Annotated in this window: 15 protein-coding genes; 1 reads left to right on the top strand and 14 read right to left on the bottom strand. The window is 72.3% G+C overall.

The window, feature by feature from the left end:
• Positions 1-5 precede the first annotated feature (5 nt).
• Positions 6-1898, top strand: a complete 1893-nt coding sequence (locus tag AC6JBM_RS54905) for a helix-turn-helix domain-containing protein (protein ID WP_497986744.1) — start codon at positions 6-8, stop codon at positions 1896-1898.
• Positions 1899-1988: 90 nt separating this feature from the next.
• Here AC6JBM_RS54905 and AC6JBM_RS54900 read toward each other — a convergent pair whose 3' ends face one another.
• From AC6JBM_RS54900 to AC6JBM_RS54835, 14 genes are all read right to left on the bottom strand, one after another.
• Positions 1989-2600, bottom strand: coding sequence for a TetR/AcrR family transcriptional regulator (locus AC6JBM_RS54900; RefSeq protein ID WP_497981373.1), 612 nt, complete (start codon positions 2598-2600; stop codon positions 1989-1991).
• 59 nt (positions 2601-2659) lie between these two features.
• Positions 2660-4285 carry an MFS transporter gene (locus AC6JBM_RS54895; protein WP_497981372.1) on the bottom strand — a complete coding sequence of 542 codons (1626 nt, stop codon included), beginning with the start codon at positions 4283-4285 and terminating at the stop codon, positions 2660-2662.
• 109 nt (positions 4286-4394) lie between these two features.
• Positions 4395-5327 (bottom strand): branched-chain amino acid ABC transporter permease, encoded by a 933-nt coding sequence (locus AC6JBM_RS54890; RefSeq protein WP_497981371.1) that lies wholly within the window; start codon positions 5325-5327, stop codon positions 4395-4397.
• Entirely contained in the window at positions 5324-6196 is an 873-nt protein-coding gene (locus tag AC6JBM_RS54885; protein ID WP_350612636.1) for a branched-chain amino acid ABC transporter permease, read from the bottom strand. The genes AC6JBM_RS54890 and AC6JBM_RS54885 overlap by 4 nt, the downstream gene beginning before the upstream one ends.
• 6 nt (positions 6197-6202) lie before the next feature.
• Complete coding sequence (locus AC6JBM_RS54880) at positions 6203-7444, bottom strand: ABC transporter substrate-binding protein (protein WP_497981370.1); 1242 nt, start codon at positions 7442-7444, stop codon at positions 6203-6205.
• Between the two features lie 14 nt (positions 7445-7458).
• Complete coding sequence (locus AC6JBM_RS54875) at positions 7459-8151, bottom strand: ABC transporter ATP-binding protein (RefSeq protein WP_497981369.1); 693 nt, start codon at positions 8149-8151, stop codon at positions 7459-7461.
• A complete protein-coding gene (locus AC6JBM_RS54870; RefSeq protein ID WP_497981368.1) occupies positions 8138-8896 on the bottom strand; it encodes an ABC transporter ATP-binding protein in 759 nt (252 codons plus the stop codon). The genes AC6JBM_RS54875 and AC6JBM_RS54870 overlap by 14 nt, the downstream gene beginning before the upstream one ends.
• Before the next feature lie 103 nt (positions 8897-8999).
• Positions 9000-10103, bottom strand: coding sequence for a branched-chain amino acid ABC transporter permease (locus AC6JBM_RS54865; RefSeq protein WP_497981367.1), 1104 nt, complete (start codon positions 10101-10103; stop codon positions 9000-9002).
• Positions 10100-10987: a branched-chain amino acid ABC transporter permease gene (locus AC6JBM_RS54860; RefSeq protein WP_497981366.1), complete on the bottom strand. Its 888-nt coding sequence runs from the start codon at positions 10985-10987 to the stop codon at positions 10100-10102. The genes AC6JBM_RS54865 and AC6JBM_RS54860 overlap by 4 nt, the downstream gene beginning before the upstream one ends.
• A complete protein-coding gene (locus AC6JBM_RS54855; RefSeq protein ID WP_497981365.1) occupies positions 10984-11703 on the bottom strand; it encodes an ABC transporter ATP-binding protein in 720 nt (239 codons plus the stop codon). The genes AC6JBM_RS54860 and AC6JBM_RS54855 overlap by 4 nt, the downstream gene beginning before the upstream one ends.
• On the bottom strand, positions 11700-12443 hold the full coding sequence (locus AC6JBM_RS54850) for an ABC transporter ATP-binding protein (protein ID WP_497986743.1): 744 nt from the start codon (positions 12441-12443) through the stop codon (positions 11700-11702). The genes AC6JBM_RS54855 and AC6JBM_RS54850 overlap by 4 nt, the downstream gene beginning before the upstream one ends.
• 64 nt (positions 12444-12507) lie before the next feature.
• On the bottom strand, positions 12508-13716 hold the full coding sequence (locus tag AC6JBM_RS54845; RefSeq protein ID WP_497986742.1) for a substrate-binding domain-containing protein: 1209 nt from the start codon (positions 13714-13716) through the stop codon (positions 12508-12510).
• Positions 13717-13837: 121 nt separating this feature from the next.
• The gene (locus AC6JBM_RS54840) at positions 13838-14761 is read right to left on the bottom strand and encodes an alpha/beta hydrolase family protein (RefSeq protein ID WP_497981364.1); all 924 of its coding nucleotides are present in this window, start codon (positions 14759-14761) and stop codon (positions 13838-13840) included.
• Between the two features lie 70 nt (positions 14762-14831).
• Positions 14832-16061 carry a glycoside hydrolase family 5 protein gene (locus AC6JBM_RS54835; protein WP_497981363.1) on the bottom strand — a complete coding sequence of 410 codons (1230 nt, stop codon included), beginning with the start codon at positions 16059-16061 and terminating at the stop codon, positions 14832-14834.
• Positions 16062-16137 lie beyond the last annotated feature (76 nt).

Genomic DNA, 16137 nt, shown 5'->3' with positions numbered 1-16137 from the left:
TGACGATGCTGGAGTACCTCGAGCTACTGGCCCGTGAGGCGGCGGCCGTCGAGTTCGAGGGCCCGCTGGTCGCCGCCCGGGGGGCCGGACTGCCCCCGGAGCGCATCGCCGAGCTGGAGCAGGGCAAGGTCGTGGCCCTGCGGGTGCGGGCCCTGATCGAGCGCCGCCGGCGCCGCGAGGAGGAGCTGTCGGGGCTCTTCGACACCGCCAGCGACCTCGCCGGGCTGCGCGACGTCGACGCCGTGCTCGCCGCCATCGTGCACCGGGCACGCACGCTGCTCGGGGCCGACGTGGCGTACATGACGCTCAACGACGAGGCCCGCGGCGACACCTACATGCGCGTCACCGACGGCTCGATCTCGGCCCATTTCCAGGCGCTGCGGCTGCCGATGGGGGCCGGGCTCGGCGGGCTGGTGGCGCAGACGGGCAGCCCGTACGTCACCGCCGACTACCCGCGCGACGCGCGCTTCCGCCACACCGGCGACATCGACACCGGCGTGGGCGAGGAGGGCCTGATCGCGATCCTGGGCGTGCCGCTGCGGCTCGGGGCGCGGATCATCGGCGTGCTGTACGCCGCGAACCGCTCCGCCCGCCCGTTCGCGCGCGAGGAGGTGTCACTGCTCGTCTCGCTCGCGGCCAACGCCGCCGTCGCGATCGACACCGCCCGCCTGCTGGGCGAGACCCAGGAGGCCCTCGCCGAGCTCTCCACCGCCAACGGGGTCATCCGCGCGCACAGCGACTCCGTCGAGCGCGCGGCGGCGGCCCACGACCGCATGACCGCCCTGGTGCTGCGCGGGGCCGGGGTCGAGGACGTGGCCGCGGTGGTGGTCGAGGTGCTGGGTGGCTCGCTGCTCGTGCTGGACGCCGAGGGCCGGACCGTGGCGCTGGTCGGCGAGCTGGAGCGGCCCGAGCCGAGCGCGATCGCCGAGGCCCTGGCGGCGTCGCGCACCGAGGGGCGCAGCGTGCGCCGCGGCGAGCTGTGGGTGGCCGCGGTCGTGGCCGGCGCGGAGAACCTCGGCGCCCTGGTCATGCGCCCGGACAGCCCACTGGTCGACGCCGACCAGCGCATCCTCGAGCGGGCCGCGGTGGTGACCGCGCTGCTGCAGCTGTTCCGGCGTACCGTCGCCGAGGCCGAGGGCCGCGTGCGCGGCGAGCTGCTGGACGACGTCATCACCCGCCCCGTGCGCGACGCCGACGCGCTGCGGACGCGGGCCAAGCGCCTCGGGGTGGACCTGGACGCCCCGAACGTCGTGGTGGCCATCGGCGCCGACGCGCTCGCCGGCGGCTCGATCCGCCAGCGGGCGGTGTCGTGGGCGCAGACGTATGCCCACAGCCGCTCCGGCCTCGCCGCGGCCCGCGACGGCCACGTGGTGCTCCTGCTGCCCGGCGACGCACCGGGCGACGCGGCCCGGGCGGTCGCCCGCGACCTGGGCAAGCTGCTGGGCCGCCCGATCACGGCGGGCGCCGGCGGCCCGGCCGTGCGCCCGGAGGCGATCTCCGCGGCGTACCGCGACGCCGACCGGTGCGTGACGGCGCTGACCGCCCTGGGGCGCACCGGCACCGGCGCGAGCACCGCGGAGCTCGGCTTCGTCGGGCTGCTGCTGGGCTCGGCCCCGGACGGGCGCGACCGCGACGTGCAGTCGTTCCTGGCCGCGACGATCGGGCCGGTGGTCGACTACGACGTGCGGCGCGGGACGGCGCTGGTGAAGACGCTGGAGGCGTACTTCGGCGTGGGCGGCAGCCTGGCCCGGGCCGCCGAGCTGCTGCACGTCCACGTGAACACGGTGACCCAGCGCCTGGAGCGGATCGCCCAGCTGCTCGGCCCCGACTGGCAGAAGCCGGAGCGGGCCCTGGAGGTCCAGCTGGCGCTGCGTCTGCACCGCCTCCAGACGACCTAGTCCCCCTGCAATCCCGTCCCCCCGATACGCCGATCGGCCCGGCCGCGCCAGGAGGGGCACGACCGGGCCGATGTCGAAACGGGTGACGCGTCAGGCGTGGGCACCGCGCAGGACGAAGTCCACCAAGTTCTCGGCGAAGCCCTCGTCCGGCACGTTCGGGTTCCAGCGCAGCATGTTCTGGGCCAGCGTCGGGCCGGACAGGACGAGCAGCGCCAGCTCCACGTCCAGGTCCGCGCGCAGCTCCCCCGAGGCGATGCCCCGGCGCAGCACCCCGCGCATCAGCTCGCGGCGGGGCTCCACGACGCCCTGGTAGACCCGGGACATCTCGGAGCTCTTGAACAGCTCCGGCATGAGACACGCCGTGACCTTGCCGTACTGCGCCATGCGCTTGTTGCGCATCGCCGTGATCAGCGTGATCAGGTCGCCCCGGACCGACTCGCCCTTGAGCTCGGGCATCGGGCCCTTCATCGCCAGGACGGCGTCGATCAGCAGCGCCTCCTTGTTGGGCCAGCGGCGGTAGATCGTCGCCTTGCCAACGCCGGCCTTCGCGGCGACCGCCTCGATCGAGATGGCGTCCGCGCTCTGGCCGGAGCTGAGCAGCTCGAACACCGCCTCGACGATCGCCTCGTCGACCCGGGCGCTGCGGGGCCGACCGGGACCCTTCCGGTCCTGGTCAGGCACCGCGTCCACGCTGAGCGTCATGGTTTCCATTGTTACCGAGTTTTCACACCGAAGCTACTCACCGGTTTCCTCCCGATCCGTCAGTCGCCTACGCCCACCAGCTCCACGCCCTGTTCCTCCGCCAGACCCTCGGCGTTGGTGGGCGCGGGAGCGTCGGCCGGGCGCTTGCCGGGCAGGCCGATCAGGGCGACGACCGCGCCGAGCAGCGCGAAGACCGCCGAGCCGATGGCCGCGTAGTGCATGGAGGTGATGAAGGCGTCGTTGGCGTGCTGGATCAGCGCCGGCGCCGCGGCACCCGCGTGCTCGGCGACCCCGTACGCACCCGAGATCGACTCGTTGGCGGCGTCGCGCGCCGCGGCCGGCAGGTTGCCGGTGGCCGACTCCATGTGGCTGCGGTAGATCGAGGAGATGACGGCGCCGAGCGCGGCCACGCCGAGGGCGCCGCCGACCTGACGGATGGTGTTGCTGACGGCCGATCCGACGCCGGCCTTCTCACGGGGAAGCGCGGACATGATCGCCTCCGTCGCGGGCGGCATCACGTTGGCCATGCCGACGCCCATCAGGAAGAACAGCGCGCCCACGATCCAGATCGGCGTGTCGGCCTGGATGAACATCCACGCGGACAGGCCGGCCGCGACCAGCAGCAGACCGGTGGTGCCGACGGCCTTGGGGCCGAAGCGCTTGACCATGGCGGCGCTGCGCGGGGCGAAGATCATCTGGGCCACCGCGAAGGGCACGAACAGGGCGCCGGAGGCGAGCGGGCCGTAGTCGCGGACCAGCTGCAGGTAGAAGGCGCTGATGAACATGATGCCCATGGCCGCGAAGAAGACGAGGCCGATCATCGCGGTCGAGGTGCTGAAGGCCCGGTTGGCGAACAGCTTCACGTCCAGCGAGGGGAACTCGATGCGCCGCTCGTAGACGGCGAACGCGGCGAGGACGACCACCGACGCGGCCAGGGTGCCCCAGGACTCGATCTTGCCGAAGCCGTGGTCACCGCCCTCGATCACGCCGTACGTCAGCAGGGTGAGCCCGATGATGGACAGCAGCACGCCGACGAAGTCGATGCGGCCCGGCTTCGGGTCGCGCGACTCGGGGATGAGCACGTTGACCAGGATCAGGCCGACGATGACGATCGGGACGTTGATCAGGAAGACCGAGCCCCACCAGAAGTGCTCGAGCAGCAGGCCGCCGACGATCGGGCCGATGGCCACGCCGAGGCCCACGGCGCCGGCCCACACGCCGATGGCGCGGCCGCGCTCGCGCGGGTCGAAGACGTTGGCGATGATCGACAGAGTCGAGGGCATGACCGCCGCGGCGCCGAGGCCCATGAGGGCGCGGGCCCAGATGAGCTGGTCGGCCGAGCCGGCGTAGGCCGACACCAGCGAGGCGATGCCGAAGAGCGCGAGGCCGACGGTCAGCGTGATGCGGCGCCCGAGCCGGTCGGCCAGGATGCCGGCGGTGAAGAGCAGGCCGGCGAAGACGAGCGTGTAGGAGTTGATCGCCCACTCGAGCTGGCTCTGGGTCGCGCCCAGGCCCTTCTGCGGGTCGGCGATGGTGCGCATGGCGACGTTGAGGACGGTGTTGTCCAGGACGACCACGAGCAGGCTGATGACGAGCACGCCGAGGATGGCCCAGCGGCGGGGATGCCCGGTGTTGGCCGGCGCCACGGCATTGCCCGGCGCCGCGCTTGCGGTAGGTGCGCTCACGGTGTTGCTCCCCCTGGTCGGAACGCGATAACGATACGGAACAGTTCCGTATCAACGTAGCCCTCCGGGCCGCGATACGGAACCGTCTCGTATTGAATAGTGCGTCCCGTCACACCCGGCGCCACCTGCGGAATAAACCGGCGATCGTGCCCCACAGCCCCCGCCGGAACAGCAGCACCACCAGCACGAAGATGCCGCCGGTGACCAGGCCGACCAGGTCGAAGCCGGCCTGGGAGAGCTGGTCGGTGAGGTTCACGACGAGGCCGGCGCCGAGCACGCCGCCCCACAGCGTGCCGATCCCGCCGAGCACGACCAGCACCACGCCCTGACCCGAGGTCGTCCAGTGCAGGACGTCGAGGGCGACGAAGCCGTGCGCGACCGCGAACAGGCCGCCGCCGAGCCCCGCGAGGAAGGCCGAGAGCACGAAGGCCAGCAGCTTGTACCGCGTGGCCGCGAACCCCAGCGCCCGCGCCCGGCTCGCGTTGTCCCGGACCGCGACGAGCACCCGGCCGAACGGCGAGTGCACGATCCGCCAGGCCAGCAGCAGGCCCAGCGCCACGATGGGCAGCGCCGCGTAGTAGAAGTAGTACGGGTCGGACAGGTCGAGCCCGAACAGCTCGCGCGGCACGCTCTGCAGCCCGTTCTCGCCGCCGGTGACCGAGGACCACGCGTTGGCCACGTAGTAGATCATCTGGGCGAACGCGAGGGTGACCATCGCGAAGTAGATCCCGGTCCGGCGCACCGCGAGCCAGCCGATCGGCACCGCCAGCGCGGCCGCCGTCAGCGCCCCGCCGAGCACGGCGACCGGGAACGGCGCCCCGAGCCGGGCCGCGATCAGCCCGGCCGTGTACGCCGACGTGCCCCAGAAGGCCGCGTGGCCGAAGGACAGCAGCCCGCCGTAGCCGAGCAGCAGGTCGATCGCGACGGCGAACAGCGCCCAGCAGAGCATGTCCACCGCCACCGCCGGATAGAGCCCGTTGGGCAGCCAGAGCGCGACCGCCGCCCCGGCGGTCACCAGCATCACACGCGGTGCCCACCTCATGCCGTGCCCTCCTCGCGACCGAACAGCCCGGCCGGGCGCACCAGCAGCACCAGCGCCATGACCAGGAAGATGAGTGTCTGGGCCAGCAGCGGCGGCGCGTACGCCTCGCTCCAGGCCTGCAGCAGGCCGATGGCGAACCCGGCCGCCACCGAGCCGAAGACCGAGCCGAGCCCGCCGATGACGACGACGGCGAAGACGCCGATGATGAGGTCGCCGCCCATGAGCGGGTTGACCGCCCGCACCGGCGCGGCCAGGACCCCGGCCAGCGCCGCGAGCGCCACGCCGAAGCCGAACACCGGCGCGATCCACCGCCCCACGTCGATGCCGAGCGCCCGGGTCAGCTCGGGCCGCTCGATCCCGGCCCGCACGACCATGCCGACCCGGGTGCGCGCCAGCACCCACCAGACGACGGCGCACAGCGCGACCGCGACGGCCAGGACGAACACGCGGTACGCCGGGAAGTCGAACACCCCGAAGTCCACCGTCCCGCCGAGCCCGGCCGGCGCCCCGTACGGCTTGGACTGCGTGCCGTAGCGCGACTTCACCGCGTCCTGGAGGATCAGCGTCAGGCCGAACGTGAGCAGGAAGTTGTAGAGCGGGTCCAGGGCGGCCAGCCGGCGCACGACCGTGCGCTCCAGCGCCACGCCGAGCAGGCCGAGCACGACCGGCACGACCGCCAGGGCGACCCAGAAGGACAGCCCGAGGGAGTCCAGCAGGAAGAAGGCCCCGACCGCGCCGAGCATGTAGAACGCCCCGTGCGCGAAGTTGACCACGCGGAGCAGGCCGAAGATGACGGCCAGGCCGAGGGCGAGCAGCGCGTAGAAGCCGCCCCCGACCAGACCGTTCACCGTGTGGGTGAGCAGGCCCATCGCGGATCAGAGCCTGCAGTCCGGCGACGGGGCGCGGAAGGCCTCCTGGGCCGGGATGGTCTTGACGATCCGCTCGTAGTCCCACGCCTCCTTGACCTCGGAGCCCGGCTTGACCTTCGCCAGGTACGCGTCGTGCAGCACCCGGTGGTCGGCGGCCCGGAACTCGCCGCCGCGCAGGAAGAAGTCGTCGACCTTCTTGCCCTCGAGCTGCTTGACCACCGCGTCGGCGTCGTCGGTGCCGGCCGCCTGGACCGCCTCGAGGTACTGCGTCGCGGCGGAGTAGTTGGCCGCGTGGGCGAACGTGGGGCGCTGCCCGCCGGTGCGCGCGGCGAACTTGTCGGCCCAGGCGCGGTTGCGCTCGTCGAAGTTCCAGTACCACGCGTCGGTGAAGGTGGTGCCGGCCAGCGCGTCGGGGGTGAGCGAGTGGATGTCGGTCAGGAACATGAGGCCGACCGCCAGCCCGATGCCCTTGTCCTTGAGCTTGAACTCGTTGTACTGCTTGACGAGGTTCACCAGGTCGGCGCCCGCCTGCATGGTGCCCAGCACGTCCGGCTTCGGGTTCAGCGTCGGCGCCTTGAGCAGGAACGTGGAGAAGTTGTCGTTGGGAAACGGCGTCGGGTCGCTGGCCACCACCGTGCCGCCGCCCTTGCCGACCGCCGCGGCGAAGGACTTCTGCATGTCCTGGCCGAATGCGTAGTCGGGGTAGACGATGTACCAGTTCTTGGCCCCGGCCTGGGTGGCCGCGGTGCCGGTGCCGTTGGCGAGCATCGCCGTGTCGTAGGCGTAGTGGAACGTGTACTTGTTGCAGGACTTGCCGGTCAGGTCCGTGGTGGCGCCGGAGATGTTGAAGTACAGCTTCTTGGCCTGCTTGGCGACGTCGGCGACCTTCAGCGCGGCCGAGGACGTCGGCACGTCGAGGATCGCGTCGACGCCCTGGCGGTCGTACATCTCGCTCGCCCGGGTGTTGGCGACGTCGGGCTTGTTCTGGTGGTCCGCGGTCTCCACGGTGATGTTCGTGGTGATCGCCTTGTCGCCGTACTTGGCCTTGAAGTCCTCGATGGCCATCTGCACGGCCACGACGGAGTTCTTGCCCGACAGCTGCGCGTAGACGCCGGACTGGTCGTTGAGCACGCCCAGCACGATCTTGCCGCCGGTGAGCCCGCCGCCGCCCGACGAGCGGGGGCCACCGCCGCCGCACCCGGCGAGCAGCAGAACCGCGGCGGTGCCGAGAACAACCAAACGCTTCATAGGTGTACCTCCGGTCAGATGCCCAGGTGCGCGAGGAGCTCGTCCTCGCGGGAACGCACGTCGGCGTTGTCGAACTCGCCGGCGATACGGCCCTCGGCGAGCAGGTAGTGGCGGTCGGCGACGGTGGTGGCGAAGCGCAGGTTCTGCTCGACCAGCAGGACCGTGACGCCGTGGTCGCGGGCCCGGCGCAGGATCTCGCCGACCCGCCGCACGAGCAGCGGCGAGAGCCCCTCGGTGGGCTCGTCGCAGAGCAGGACGGTGGCGCCCATCCGCAGGACCCGGGCCAGCGCGAGCATCTGCTGCTCGCCGCCGGACAGCGTGGCCGCCGGGCTGCGGCGGCGCTCGTGGAGGTTCGGGAACGCCTCGTGGATCGCCGCCAGGCTCCACGGCCGGGGCCCGACCACCGGCGGCAGCGCCAGGTGCTCGGCGACGCTGAGCGTGGCATAGGCGCCCCGGTCGTCCGGCACCCAGCCGAGGCCGGCCCGCGCCCGGGCGTGCGGCGGACGTTCCGTGATGTCCCGCCCGGCCAGTTCGACCGTGCCGGACTGGCCGGCGTGCAGGCCCATGACGCAGCGCAGGAGCGTGGTCTTGCCGGCCCCGTTGCGCCCGCAGAGGGTCACGACCTCGCCCTCGGCCACGTGCAGGCCGACGTCGCGCAGCACGCGCGCCTCGCCGTACCAGGCGGACAGCCCCTCAATGCGCAGCATCGGCGCTGCCAAGGTAGGCCTCGACCACGCGCTCGTCGGCGCGCACCCGCTCGTACGGGCCCTCGGCGAGGACCCGGCCGGCCTGCAGGACCGTGACCCGGTCGGCGAGCCGCCCGACGACGCTCATGTTGTGCTCGACCAGCACGACGGTGCGCCCGTCGCGGACCGCCGCGATGAGCTCGACGGTCCGCTCGACGTCCTCGACCCCCATGCCGGCGGTCGGCTCGTCCAGTAGCAGCACCTTCGGGTCGAGGGCGAGCGCGATCGCCAGCTCCAGGGCCCGCTTGCGCCCGTACGGCAGGCGGCCGGCGGGTTCCTGCGCGGACGCGGCGAGCCCGACGCGCTCCAGCAGGTGCAGGGCGCCCTCCCGGAAGCGCCGCAGCGGCCGCTCGGAGCGCCAGAAGGCCCAGCCGAGGGAGGTGCCGCCCTGCAGCGCCAGCTCGACGTGGGCCTGCACGGTCTGCTGCGGGAAGAGGCTCGCGATCTGGAACGAGCGGGCCAGGCCGAGGCGGGCGACCCGCTCGGGCGCGAGCCCGGTGATGTCCCGTCCGGCGAGCTCGATCCGCCCGGCGGTCGGCGCGAGGAACCCGGTCAGCAGGTTGAACAGGGTCGTCTTGCCGGCCCCGTTGGGCCCGACGAGCGCGTGCACGGCACCGGCCGCGACATCGAGATCGACCCCGTCGACGGCCCGGAAGCCCCGGAAGTCGCGGGTGAGGCCGCGCGCGACGAGCGCGGAACCATCCATGTGGGACACACCCCCTTGGACAACGAGAAGTGACGGCCGTCACAAGCTACGGCCGCCACTCCCCGGGTCACCACGGAGGTAATCCACATATTTACATATAAAGCTATGTGCGCCGCTCGGGGATCCACTTGGCCAACGGGCCCAGTCGCGTGCGCAGGCCGGCCAGTCCGCCGGGGAAGAAGTACACCGCCAGGATGAACACGGTGCCGAGGATGAACAGCGGCTGCGACAGCGGCCCCCGCAGGAACCCGGGCAGCCCGGCGACCGCGTCCGAGTCGCCCAGGGCCACGAGCCGGTAGTCGAGGTAGGTGAACAGGAACCCGCCGATGAGCGGCCCCCAGCGCGTGCCCGGCCCGCCGAGCACCACCATCACCAGCAGCGTCAGGGTCTGGTCGGAGGCCGCGATGTGCGGGGTCGCGCCGCCGATGAGCAGCGCGTACATGGCCCCCGCGAGCCCGGCGAGGCCGCCGGCGACGGTGAAGGCGAAGAGGCGGTAGCGGTACGGGTCGAGGCCGAGCACCCCGACCCGGCGCTCGTCGTCGCGGATCGCGGCCAGCACGCGCCCGGCCGGGGAGTCGCCGATCGCGTGCACGACGAGCACGGTGATCACGAGCGCGGCGAGGGCGAGCCAGTACAGGTTCACCGTGTTGGCCACGCCCACGAGGAAGTCCGGCACCTTCGAGGAGTCCATCGGCAGGCCCTCCTCGCCGCCGGTGGCCCCGCCCGGGTTGCGCCCGATGGTGATCGCGGCGACCTGTGCGAAGGCGAGCGTCACCATGGCGAACGCGATCCCGCCGGTGCGCAGCGCGATCGCGCCGAGCAGCGCGGCGAGGACCGCGGTGCCGATCACGGCCAGCAGGATCGCGGTCCACAGCCCGTAGCCGGCCTTGGTGACGAGCATGTCGGTGCCGTAGACCCCGGCCGCGAAGTAGAGCGCGTGGCCGAACGAGAGCATCCCCGTGCGGCCGAAGAGCAGGTCGTAGCCCATCGCCAGGGCGCCGAAGACCAGGCACAGGGCGAGCAGTTGCAGGGTGCCGGGGGCGTTCACGGCCGAGTCGAAGACGCCGGGAAGCCGCAGGCCGCAGTACGGCAGCGCGATGAGGATCACGAGGGCCACGAGCGGGCCGAAGCGGGCGAGCGGGACCCGGCCCCGCCGCGGCGCGGGGGCCGGGGCGCTGCGGGCGGACTGGGCGGTCTGTGTCGTCATGAGGTGGCGACCTTCCCGGTGATCCCTTGGGGACGGACGAGGAGCACGACCGCGAGCAGGGCGACGACGCAGATGTCCCCCAGGCCCGACGAGGTGTAGTTGACGAACTGCTGCAGCAGCCCGACCGCGACCGCGGCGTAGGCGGCGCCGGTGACCGAGCCCATGCCGCCGATGACGACGACGATGAACCCGAAGATGAGCAGGGAGCTGCCGCCGGTCGGCGAGATCGCGCCGGTGAACACGCCGCCGAGCGCGCCGGCCAGGGCCGCGGCCGCGCCCCCGATGGCGAACACGAGGGTGAACGCGCGCCGCACGTCGATGCCGAGCGCGGTGACCATCGAGCGGTCCTCGACGCCCGCGCGGATGACCAGACCGATCCGGGTGTACTTCAGGAAGGCCAGCAGCCCGAGCAGCACCGCGATCGCGGCCCCGATGAGCAGGAACCGGTCGTTGGGCACGCGCGCCCCGGCGATCGTGGTCAGCTCCTGTGTCCACTGTGGACGCGGGTAGGGCCGGGGGTCGCTCCCCCACGACGCCTGCAGCAGCGCCACGCCCGCCAGCGAGAGCCCGACGGTCACGAGGACCTGTTCGATCGTCCGGCGGTACAGCGGCCGGATGAGCACCAGCTCGACCAGCGCGGCGACGGCCGTCCCGCACACGACGCCGAAGAGCACGGCGAGCGCGAAGCCCCAGCCGCTCGGCCCGGCCCCGGGCAGGTGCCCGGCCGCCCACCAGGTGGCGTAGGCCCCGACGGAGAGGAACAGCCCGTGCGCGAAGTTGAGCACGTCCGCGAGGCCGAAGACGAGCGCGAGCCCCGAGGCGACCAGGAAGTACAAGGCCGCCAACCCCAGCCCAGTCAGCGTGAGCAACACGATCGTGCTCATGCGTGGTCCGCCTTTCCGACGCCCAGCAGCGACTTGGTCTTCTCGGTGTAGTCCAGGAGATCGGGCGCCGGGCCGGTGTAGGCGACCTTTCCGGCCGCGATGACGACCGCGTCCTGGGCCAGGCGCCGCACGACGGCCAGGTTCTGCTCGACCAGCAGCATCGGCACCACCTGGGCGACGGCGTGCAGGGCGGCCGCGACCTCGCCGACGACCTTCGGCGCGAGGCCCTTGGTCGGCTCGTCGATGAGCAGCAGCCGGTTGGGGTTGAGCAGCACCCGCCCGATCGCGAGCATCTGCTGCTGGCCGCCCGAGAGCGTGCCGGCCCGCTGCCGGCCGCGGCGCTGCAGCTCGGGGAAGAGGCCGTAGACGCGCTCGTAGTCCGGGGCGGTGCCGGGGCGCTCGGCGAGGCGGAGGTTCTCGGCCACGGTCAGGCCGCCGAAGACGCCGCGGTCCTCGGGCACGTAGCCGAGCCCGTCGCGCACCAGCCGGAAGGTCTGCTGCCGGGTCACCCGCCGCCCGCCGAAGCGCACCTCGCCGGCCAGGTCGGCGCCGCGCGGCAGCAGGCCGAGCACCGCCTTGAGGGTCGTGGTCTTGCCGACGCCGTTGCGCCCGAGCAGCGCGGTGACGCCCTGCGGCGCGACCCCGAACGTGACGCCCTGCAGGATGTGCGAGCCGGCGATGCGGACGTCCAGTCCCGCGATGTCGAGGATGGTCACAGCTTCTCTCCCAGGTACGCCTCCTGGACGGTGCGGTCGGCCATGACCACGTCCGGGGTGTCGCAGACCAGCAGGGCCCCGTGGTGCATGACGGCGACCCGGTCGGCCAGGTCGAGCACGATGTCCATGTGGTGCTCGACCATGAGCACGCTGCGCCGCTCCTCGCGGGTCAGGGTGCGGATCAGCGCCACCAGGCCGGGCACGTCCTCGGCGCTGACCCCGGCCATCGGCTCGTCGAGCAGCAGCACCCGCGGCTCGCCCGCGAGCAGCAGCGCGATCTCGAGCTTGCGCTTCTCGCCGTGGGCCAGGGTGCCGGCGTCGGCCCCGGCGCGGTGGTCGAGGCCGACCCGCCACAGCACCCGCTCGGCGCGCTCGGCGACCTCCCGGTCCCGGCCCGGCAGCGGGAAGGGCCGGATCGAGCCGCCGCGGCGGGCCTGCACGGCCAGGCGCACGTTGGCCGCGACGGTGAGCGAGGCGAAGACCGAGGACGACTGGAACGTGCGCCCGAGGCCGAGCCGGGCCCGGCGATGCGGCGCCAGCCGGGTCACGTCCCGCCCGTCGAGCGACACCGAGCCGTCCGACGGCTTGCGCAGCCCCGAGATGAGGTTGAACAGCGACGTCTTGCCGGCGCCGTTGGGGCCGATGACGGCCAGGAACTCACCCTCGGCGAGGTCGAGGCTGACCCCGTCGACGATGGCGACCCCGCCCACCCGCCAGGTCAGGCGCCGGGTGCTGAGCAGGCCGGAGGCCGGGGCGTCCGCGAGGACACCGCCGGCCGCCGGCACCGGGGCTTCGGCCACCGGCTCAGCCCTTCATCTGCGCGACCGGCGGCGCGGCGTCGGCCGGGTCGATCGCCTTCACCAGCTCCGGCTTGAGGTCGGCGCCGGAGCCGCTGAACTTGCCCTGGAACATCGGCTGGAGCAGGGCGTGGTCCTCCTTGCGGACCGTGAGCTTGCCCTTGACACCGTCGAACGACCAGCCCTCGAGCGCGGCGACCATCTTGTCGACGTCGTCGCCGCCCTCCTGCGCGGCCCGGACCACCATCTGCGCGGCGGTGAAGCCGTCCGGGTGGAACAGGTCGACCTTCCCGCCGTCGACGCCCTTGCGCAGCGCCGCGGTGGCCTCGTTGTCGCTGGCCCCGTCGAAGTAGTGGGCCAGCAGCGAGATCTTCGACCCGGCGGCGCCGAACGTCGGCCAGGAGGCGCGCTGGTCGATGCCGGTGACGACGAGCGTCGAGCCGAGCACGCCCTGCTGGTCGAGGGCCTGCCACATCGCGGTGGCGGTGGTGCCCGCCCACGCGACGAAGATCATGTCGGCCTTGGCGTTCTTGGCCTGCACCGCGAAGCCGGTGAAGTCGGTGGCGTTGGCCGGCACCGAGATCGCGTCGACGGTGGCGCCCGCCCCGCCGACGACGGCCTTCACGGCGTCCGCGTTCGACTTGCCGAAGGCGCCCTCCTGCGTGAACACGAGGACCTTCTTGCCCGAGGGGGCGGTCAGGTAGGACTTGGCCGCGAGGACGTCCTGGTAGGACTGGCGGCCGGAGCGGAAGGTGTACTTGTTGATGCCGGTCACCGCGTCGGTGGCCGCGGGTCCGGAGACGAACAGGACCTTGTTCTGCGCGGCCAGCGGGGCCATCTGGCTCGCGACGCCGGACGAGGTGCTGCCGGCGAGGATCTTGTAGCCCTGGCCGATGAGGTCCTTGGCGGCCGAGACGGCCTTGGCGGCGTCACCGGCGTCGTCGGCCTCCTTGACCTCGATCGGGCGGTTGCCGACCTTGCCGGTGCCCTTGGTCGCGTAGGCGAGCCCGGCCTTCCATCCCTCGATGTACTGCTTGCCGTAGGACGCGAGCGGGCCGGTCTGCGAGTACACGAGCCCGACCTTGATGGGCGCGCCGTCGCCGGCCGGCTCCTGCGCGGCCTCCTGCGGGCTGCTGCACGCAGACGCGAACGTCGCGGCGAGCGTGAGTCCCAGCGCCGCGACCAACAGCCGCCGCGGCGCGCCTGAATGCCTGATCAACGCTTCCTCCGTGTGAACGCCGTGTTAAGGCCAGCGCCTGCTGGCGGGTGTTCGCACACGCTAGGAGTGGCGTCGGGCACGTCGCTATGTGGTCGGGCCACACAGAATCGGCGGAACCCTATGGGGCGACCCGTTCCAGGAAGGCCCCGAGCATCGGCAGGAACCCGGGAGAAAGCTGCTCGAACAGGGAAACACCGGCTCGCGGAGGTACCGGATACAGCATGTGGCCGACCCCCGGGAACACCCCGATCCCGTTCGTGCCCCGGTGCCGCGCCGGCAGCCGCTCCCCCAGGACCTGCAGGCTGCGCTCGACGGGCACGTGCTCGTCGTCGGCGCCGAAGAGGGCCAGCAGCGGGCACTGCAGGAACGGCAGCACCGCGGCGGGGTCGAAGGCCAGCATCCGGGCGAAGAACCCGAGCTCCTCCGGCGTGTCGTAGGGCCGGTCGCAGACGATCGCGGCCCAGTCGTCGCCGGCGAAGCCGGCCTGGTCGGCGTGCACCTGGGCCGGGTCCTCGCCGGCGGCCAGCCGGGCGGCGCGCTCGTCGGCCCAGGCCAGCCCGGCCGCGATGTGGTCCTCGGGCACGCCCTTGCGGCGCATGACCCGGGCGAGCAGGGTGCGCTCCTGCTCCTCGACCCCGACGTACGGCCCGCCGAGGGTGACCACGAAGTCGACCTGGTCCGGGGCGGTGACGGCGGCCAGCAGCGACACCCAGCCGCCCTGGCTGTAGCCGATCAGGCCGGCCCGCTCGACCCCGGCCTGCTTGCGCAGCACGGTCAGCGCCGCGAGGGCCTCGGCGGCGCGGTCGGCGAAGGTCTGGGTGCGCCAGTCGCCGGGCGAGCCGCCGCAGCCGGGCTTGTCGTGGCGCAGGGTGGCGATCCCCCGCTCGGCGAGCCAGCCGGGCACCCCCTGCCAGGCGTGCCGGTCGGCCGGGCCGGAGCCGTCGGACAGCACGAGCCCGGCGCGGGCCGGGCCGTCGGGGATGCGGACGATCGCGTTGAGCGGCCCGGCGATGGAATCGACGACCGTATCTGACTCAGGCATGAGCAAGGCCCTCCCCCCGCGCAATCTAGCAGCGGAGGGAGGGCCTTGCTGTACTACTACTGCGCAACTACTACTGCGCCGCGGCCGCCAGCGGCGCCTGGTAGGTCTTCAGGAGCGCGGCCTTGTCGGCGTCGACCGTCGTCCAGTCGTCCTTGAGGACCCCGCCGGTGTCACCGGAGTTCGGGTTCCAGGCCCAGTACGTGTAGCTGAGCCCGTTGTCCTTGAGGTACTTGACGAGGTTGCGCTGCCAGATGCCCTCCAGGTCCTTGTTGCCCTGGGCGTCGGTCTCGGCCACCGAGCGTCCGCCGAACTCACCCATCAGCACCGGGGCGGTGTTGTTCTTCACCAGGTAGCCGAACTGCTTGTCCCACAGCGCGGGCATGTTGGCCGGGAACGCCGGGTCGGTGAACCACTGCTGCGACCAGACCTTCGGGCTGTAGTCGTGCGCGGAGTACACCAGCTTGGACTGGTCGGAGAGCTTGACCGGGTGCTCCTTGGCGCCCTGCAGGTTGCCGCCCCACCAGTAGCCGTCGCTCTGGCCGTCGGCGGTCTTGTAGTTCTCGATGCCCTCGACGACGATGAGCCAGTTCGGGTTGGCCTTGAGCACCGCGTCGCCGGCCCGCTGCGCGGCGGCCTGCCAGTCGGTCTTCTCGTTGCCGTCGCCCCAGGTGGCCTCGCCGTGCGGCTCGTTGTGCAGGTCGGCGCCGACCACGAGCGGGTTGTCCTTGTACTGCTTGGCGAGCTTCACCCAGTCCGAGATCCAGCGGTCCTCGCTGACCTTGTCCGTGTACCAGAGGTTGCTCTGGCCCTGGGAGGTCGGGCGGTGCCGGTCGAGGATGACCATCAGCCCTCGTTTGGTGGCCCTCTGCACAACTTGGTCCATGAGCTGCGGGCCGGTCAGGCCCTTGAGGTCCGGGTTGAGCGCGTAGTCGACGCCGTTGGGCTTCGACGCCGGGTCGAACAGCTCGTTGCTGAACGGCAGGCGCATCGAGTTGAAGCCCTGCGCGACCATCTGGTCGAGCATGTCGTCGAGCTTGCGCGACCACAGCCCGTGCGGGGCGAAGGTGTTGGTCTCCAGCCCGAACCAGTTGACGCCGGTGAACTGCACGGTGACGCCGCGGGCGTCGACGATCTTCGAGCCTTCGGCGTGCAACGGCATCTGCAGCCGCTGGGCGGAGTCCGCCCGGGCGGGGTGGACCTTCTTGTCGTCCTTGTCGCTGACGAGCAGCGGCACCAGTGCGACGGCGGCAACGGCGAGCGCGACCAGTGCGGAAATCCAGTAAAGGCGCGTACGAGCCATAGAGCTGACCTGTCCTCACGTCTGACGGCGGGGCAGGTCAACACGTTACGGATTTCGGACATATGCGGTCAGCGTA

The organism is Dactylosporangium thailandense, from assembly GCF_059739745.1.
The sequence above is the reverse complement of the archived record's forward strand: the minus strand, read 5'-3'. Positions and strand labels throughout refer to the sequence as shown.

What these genes read in the sequence shown, in the direction of transcription:
- AC6JBM_RS54905 (WP_497986744.1), top strand. Translation starts at nt 6, where the DNA reads ATGCTGGAGTACCTCGAGCTACTGGCCCGTGAGGCGGCGGCCGTCGAG.
- AC6JBM_RS54900 (WP_497981373.1), bottom strand. Translation starts at nt 2,600, where the DNA reads ATGACGCTCAGCGTGGACGCGGTGCCTGACCAGGACCGGAAGGGTCCC.
- AC6JBM_RS54890 (WP_497981371.1), bottom strand. Translation starts at nt 5,327, where the DNA reads ATGAGGTGGGCACCGCGTGTGATGCTGGTGACCGCCGGGGCGGCGGTC.
- AC6JBM_RS54885 (WP_350612636.1), bottom strand. Translation starts at nt 6,196, where the DNA reads ATGGGCCTGCTCACCCACACGGTGAACGGTCTGGTCGGGGGCGGCTTC.
- AC6JBM_RS54880 (WP_497981370.1), bottom strand. Translation starts at nt 7,444, where the DNA reads ATGAAGCGTTTGGTTGTTCTCGGCACCGCCGCGGTTCTGCTGCTCGCC.
- AC6JBM_RS54875 (WP_497981369.1), bottom strand. Translation starts at nt 8,151, where the DNA reads ATGCTGCGCATTGAGGGGCTGTCCGCCTGGTACGGCGAGGCGCGCGTG.
- AC6JBM_RS54870 (WP_497981368.1), bottom strand. Translation starts at nt 8,896, where the DNA reads ATGGATGGTTCCGCGCTCGTCGCGCGCGGCCTCACCCGCGACTTCCGG.
- AC6JBM_RS54865 (WP_497981367.1), bottom strand. Translation starts at nt 10,103, where the DNA reads ATGACGACACAGACCGCCCAGTCCGCCCGCAGCGCCCCGGCCCCCGCG.
- AC6JBM_RS54860 (WP_497981366.1), bottom strand. Translation starts at nt 10,987, where the DNA reads ATGAGCACGATCGTGTTGCTCACGCTGACTGGGCTGGGGTTGGCGGCC.
- AC6JBM_RS54840 (WP_497981364.1), bottom strand. Translation starts at nt 14,761, where the DNA reads ATGCCTGAGTCAGATACGGTCGTCGATTCCATCGCCGGGCCGCTCAAC.
- AC6JBM_RS54835 (WP_497981363.1), bottom strand. Translation starts at nt 16,061, where the DNA reads ATGGCTCGTACGCGCCTTTACTGGATTTCCGCACTGGTCGCGCTCGCC.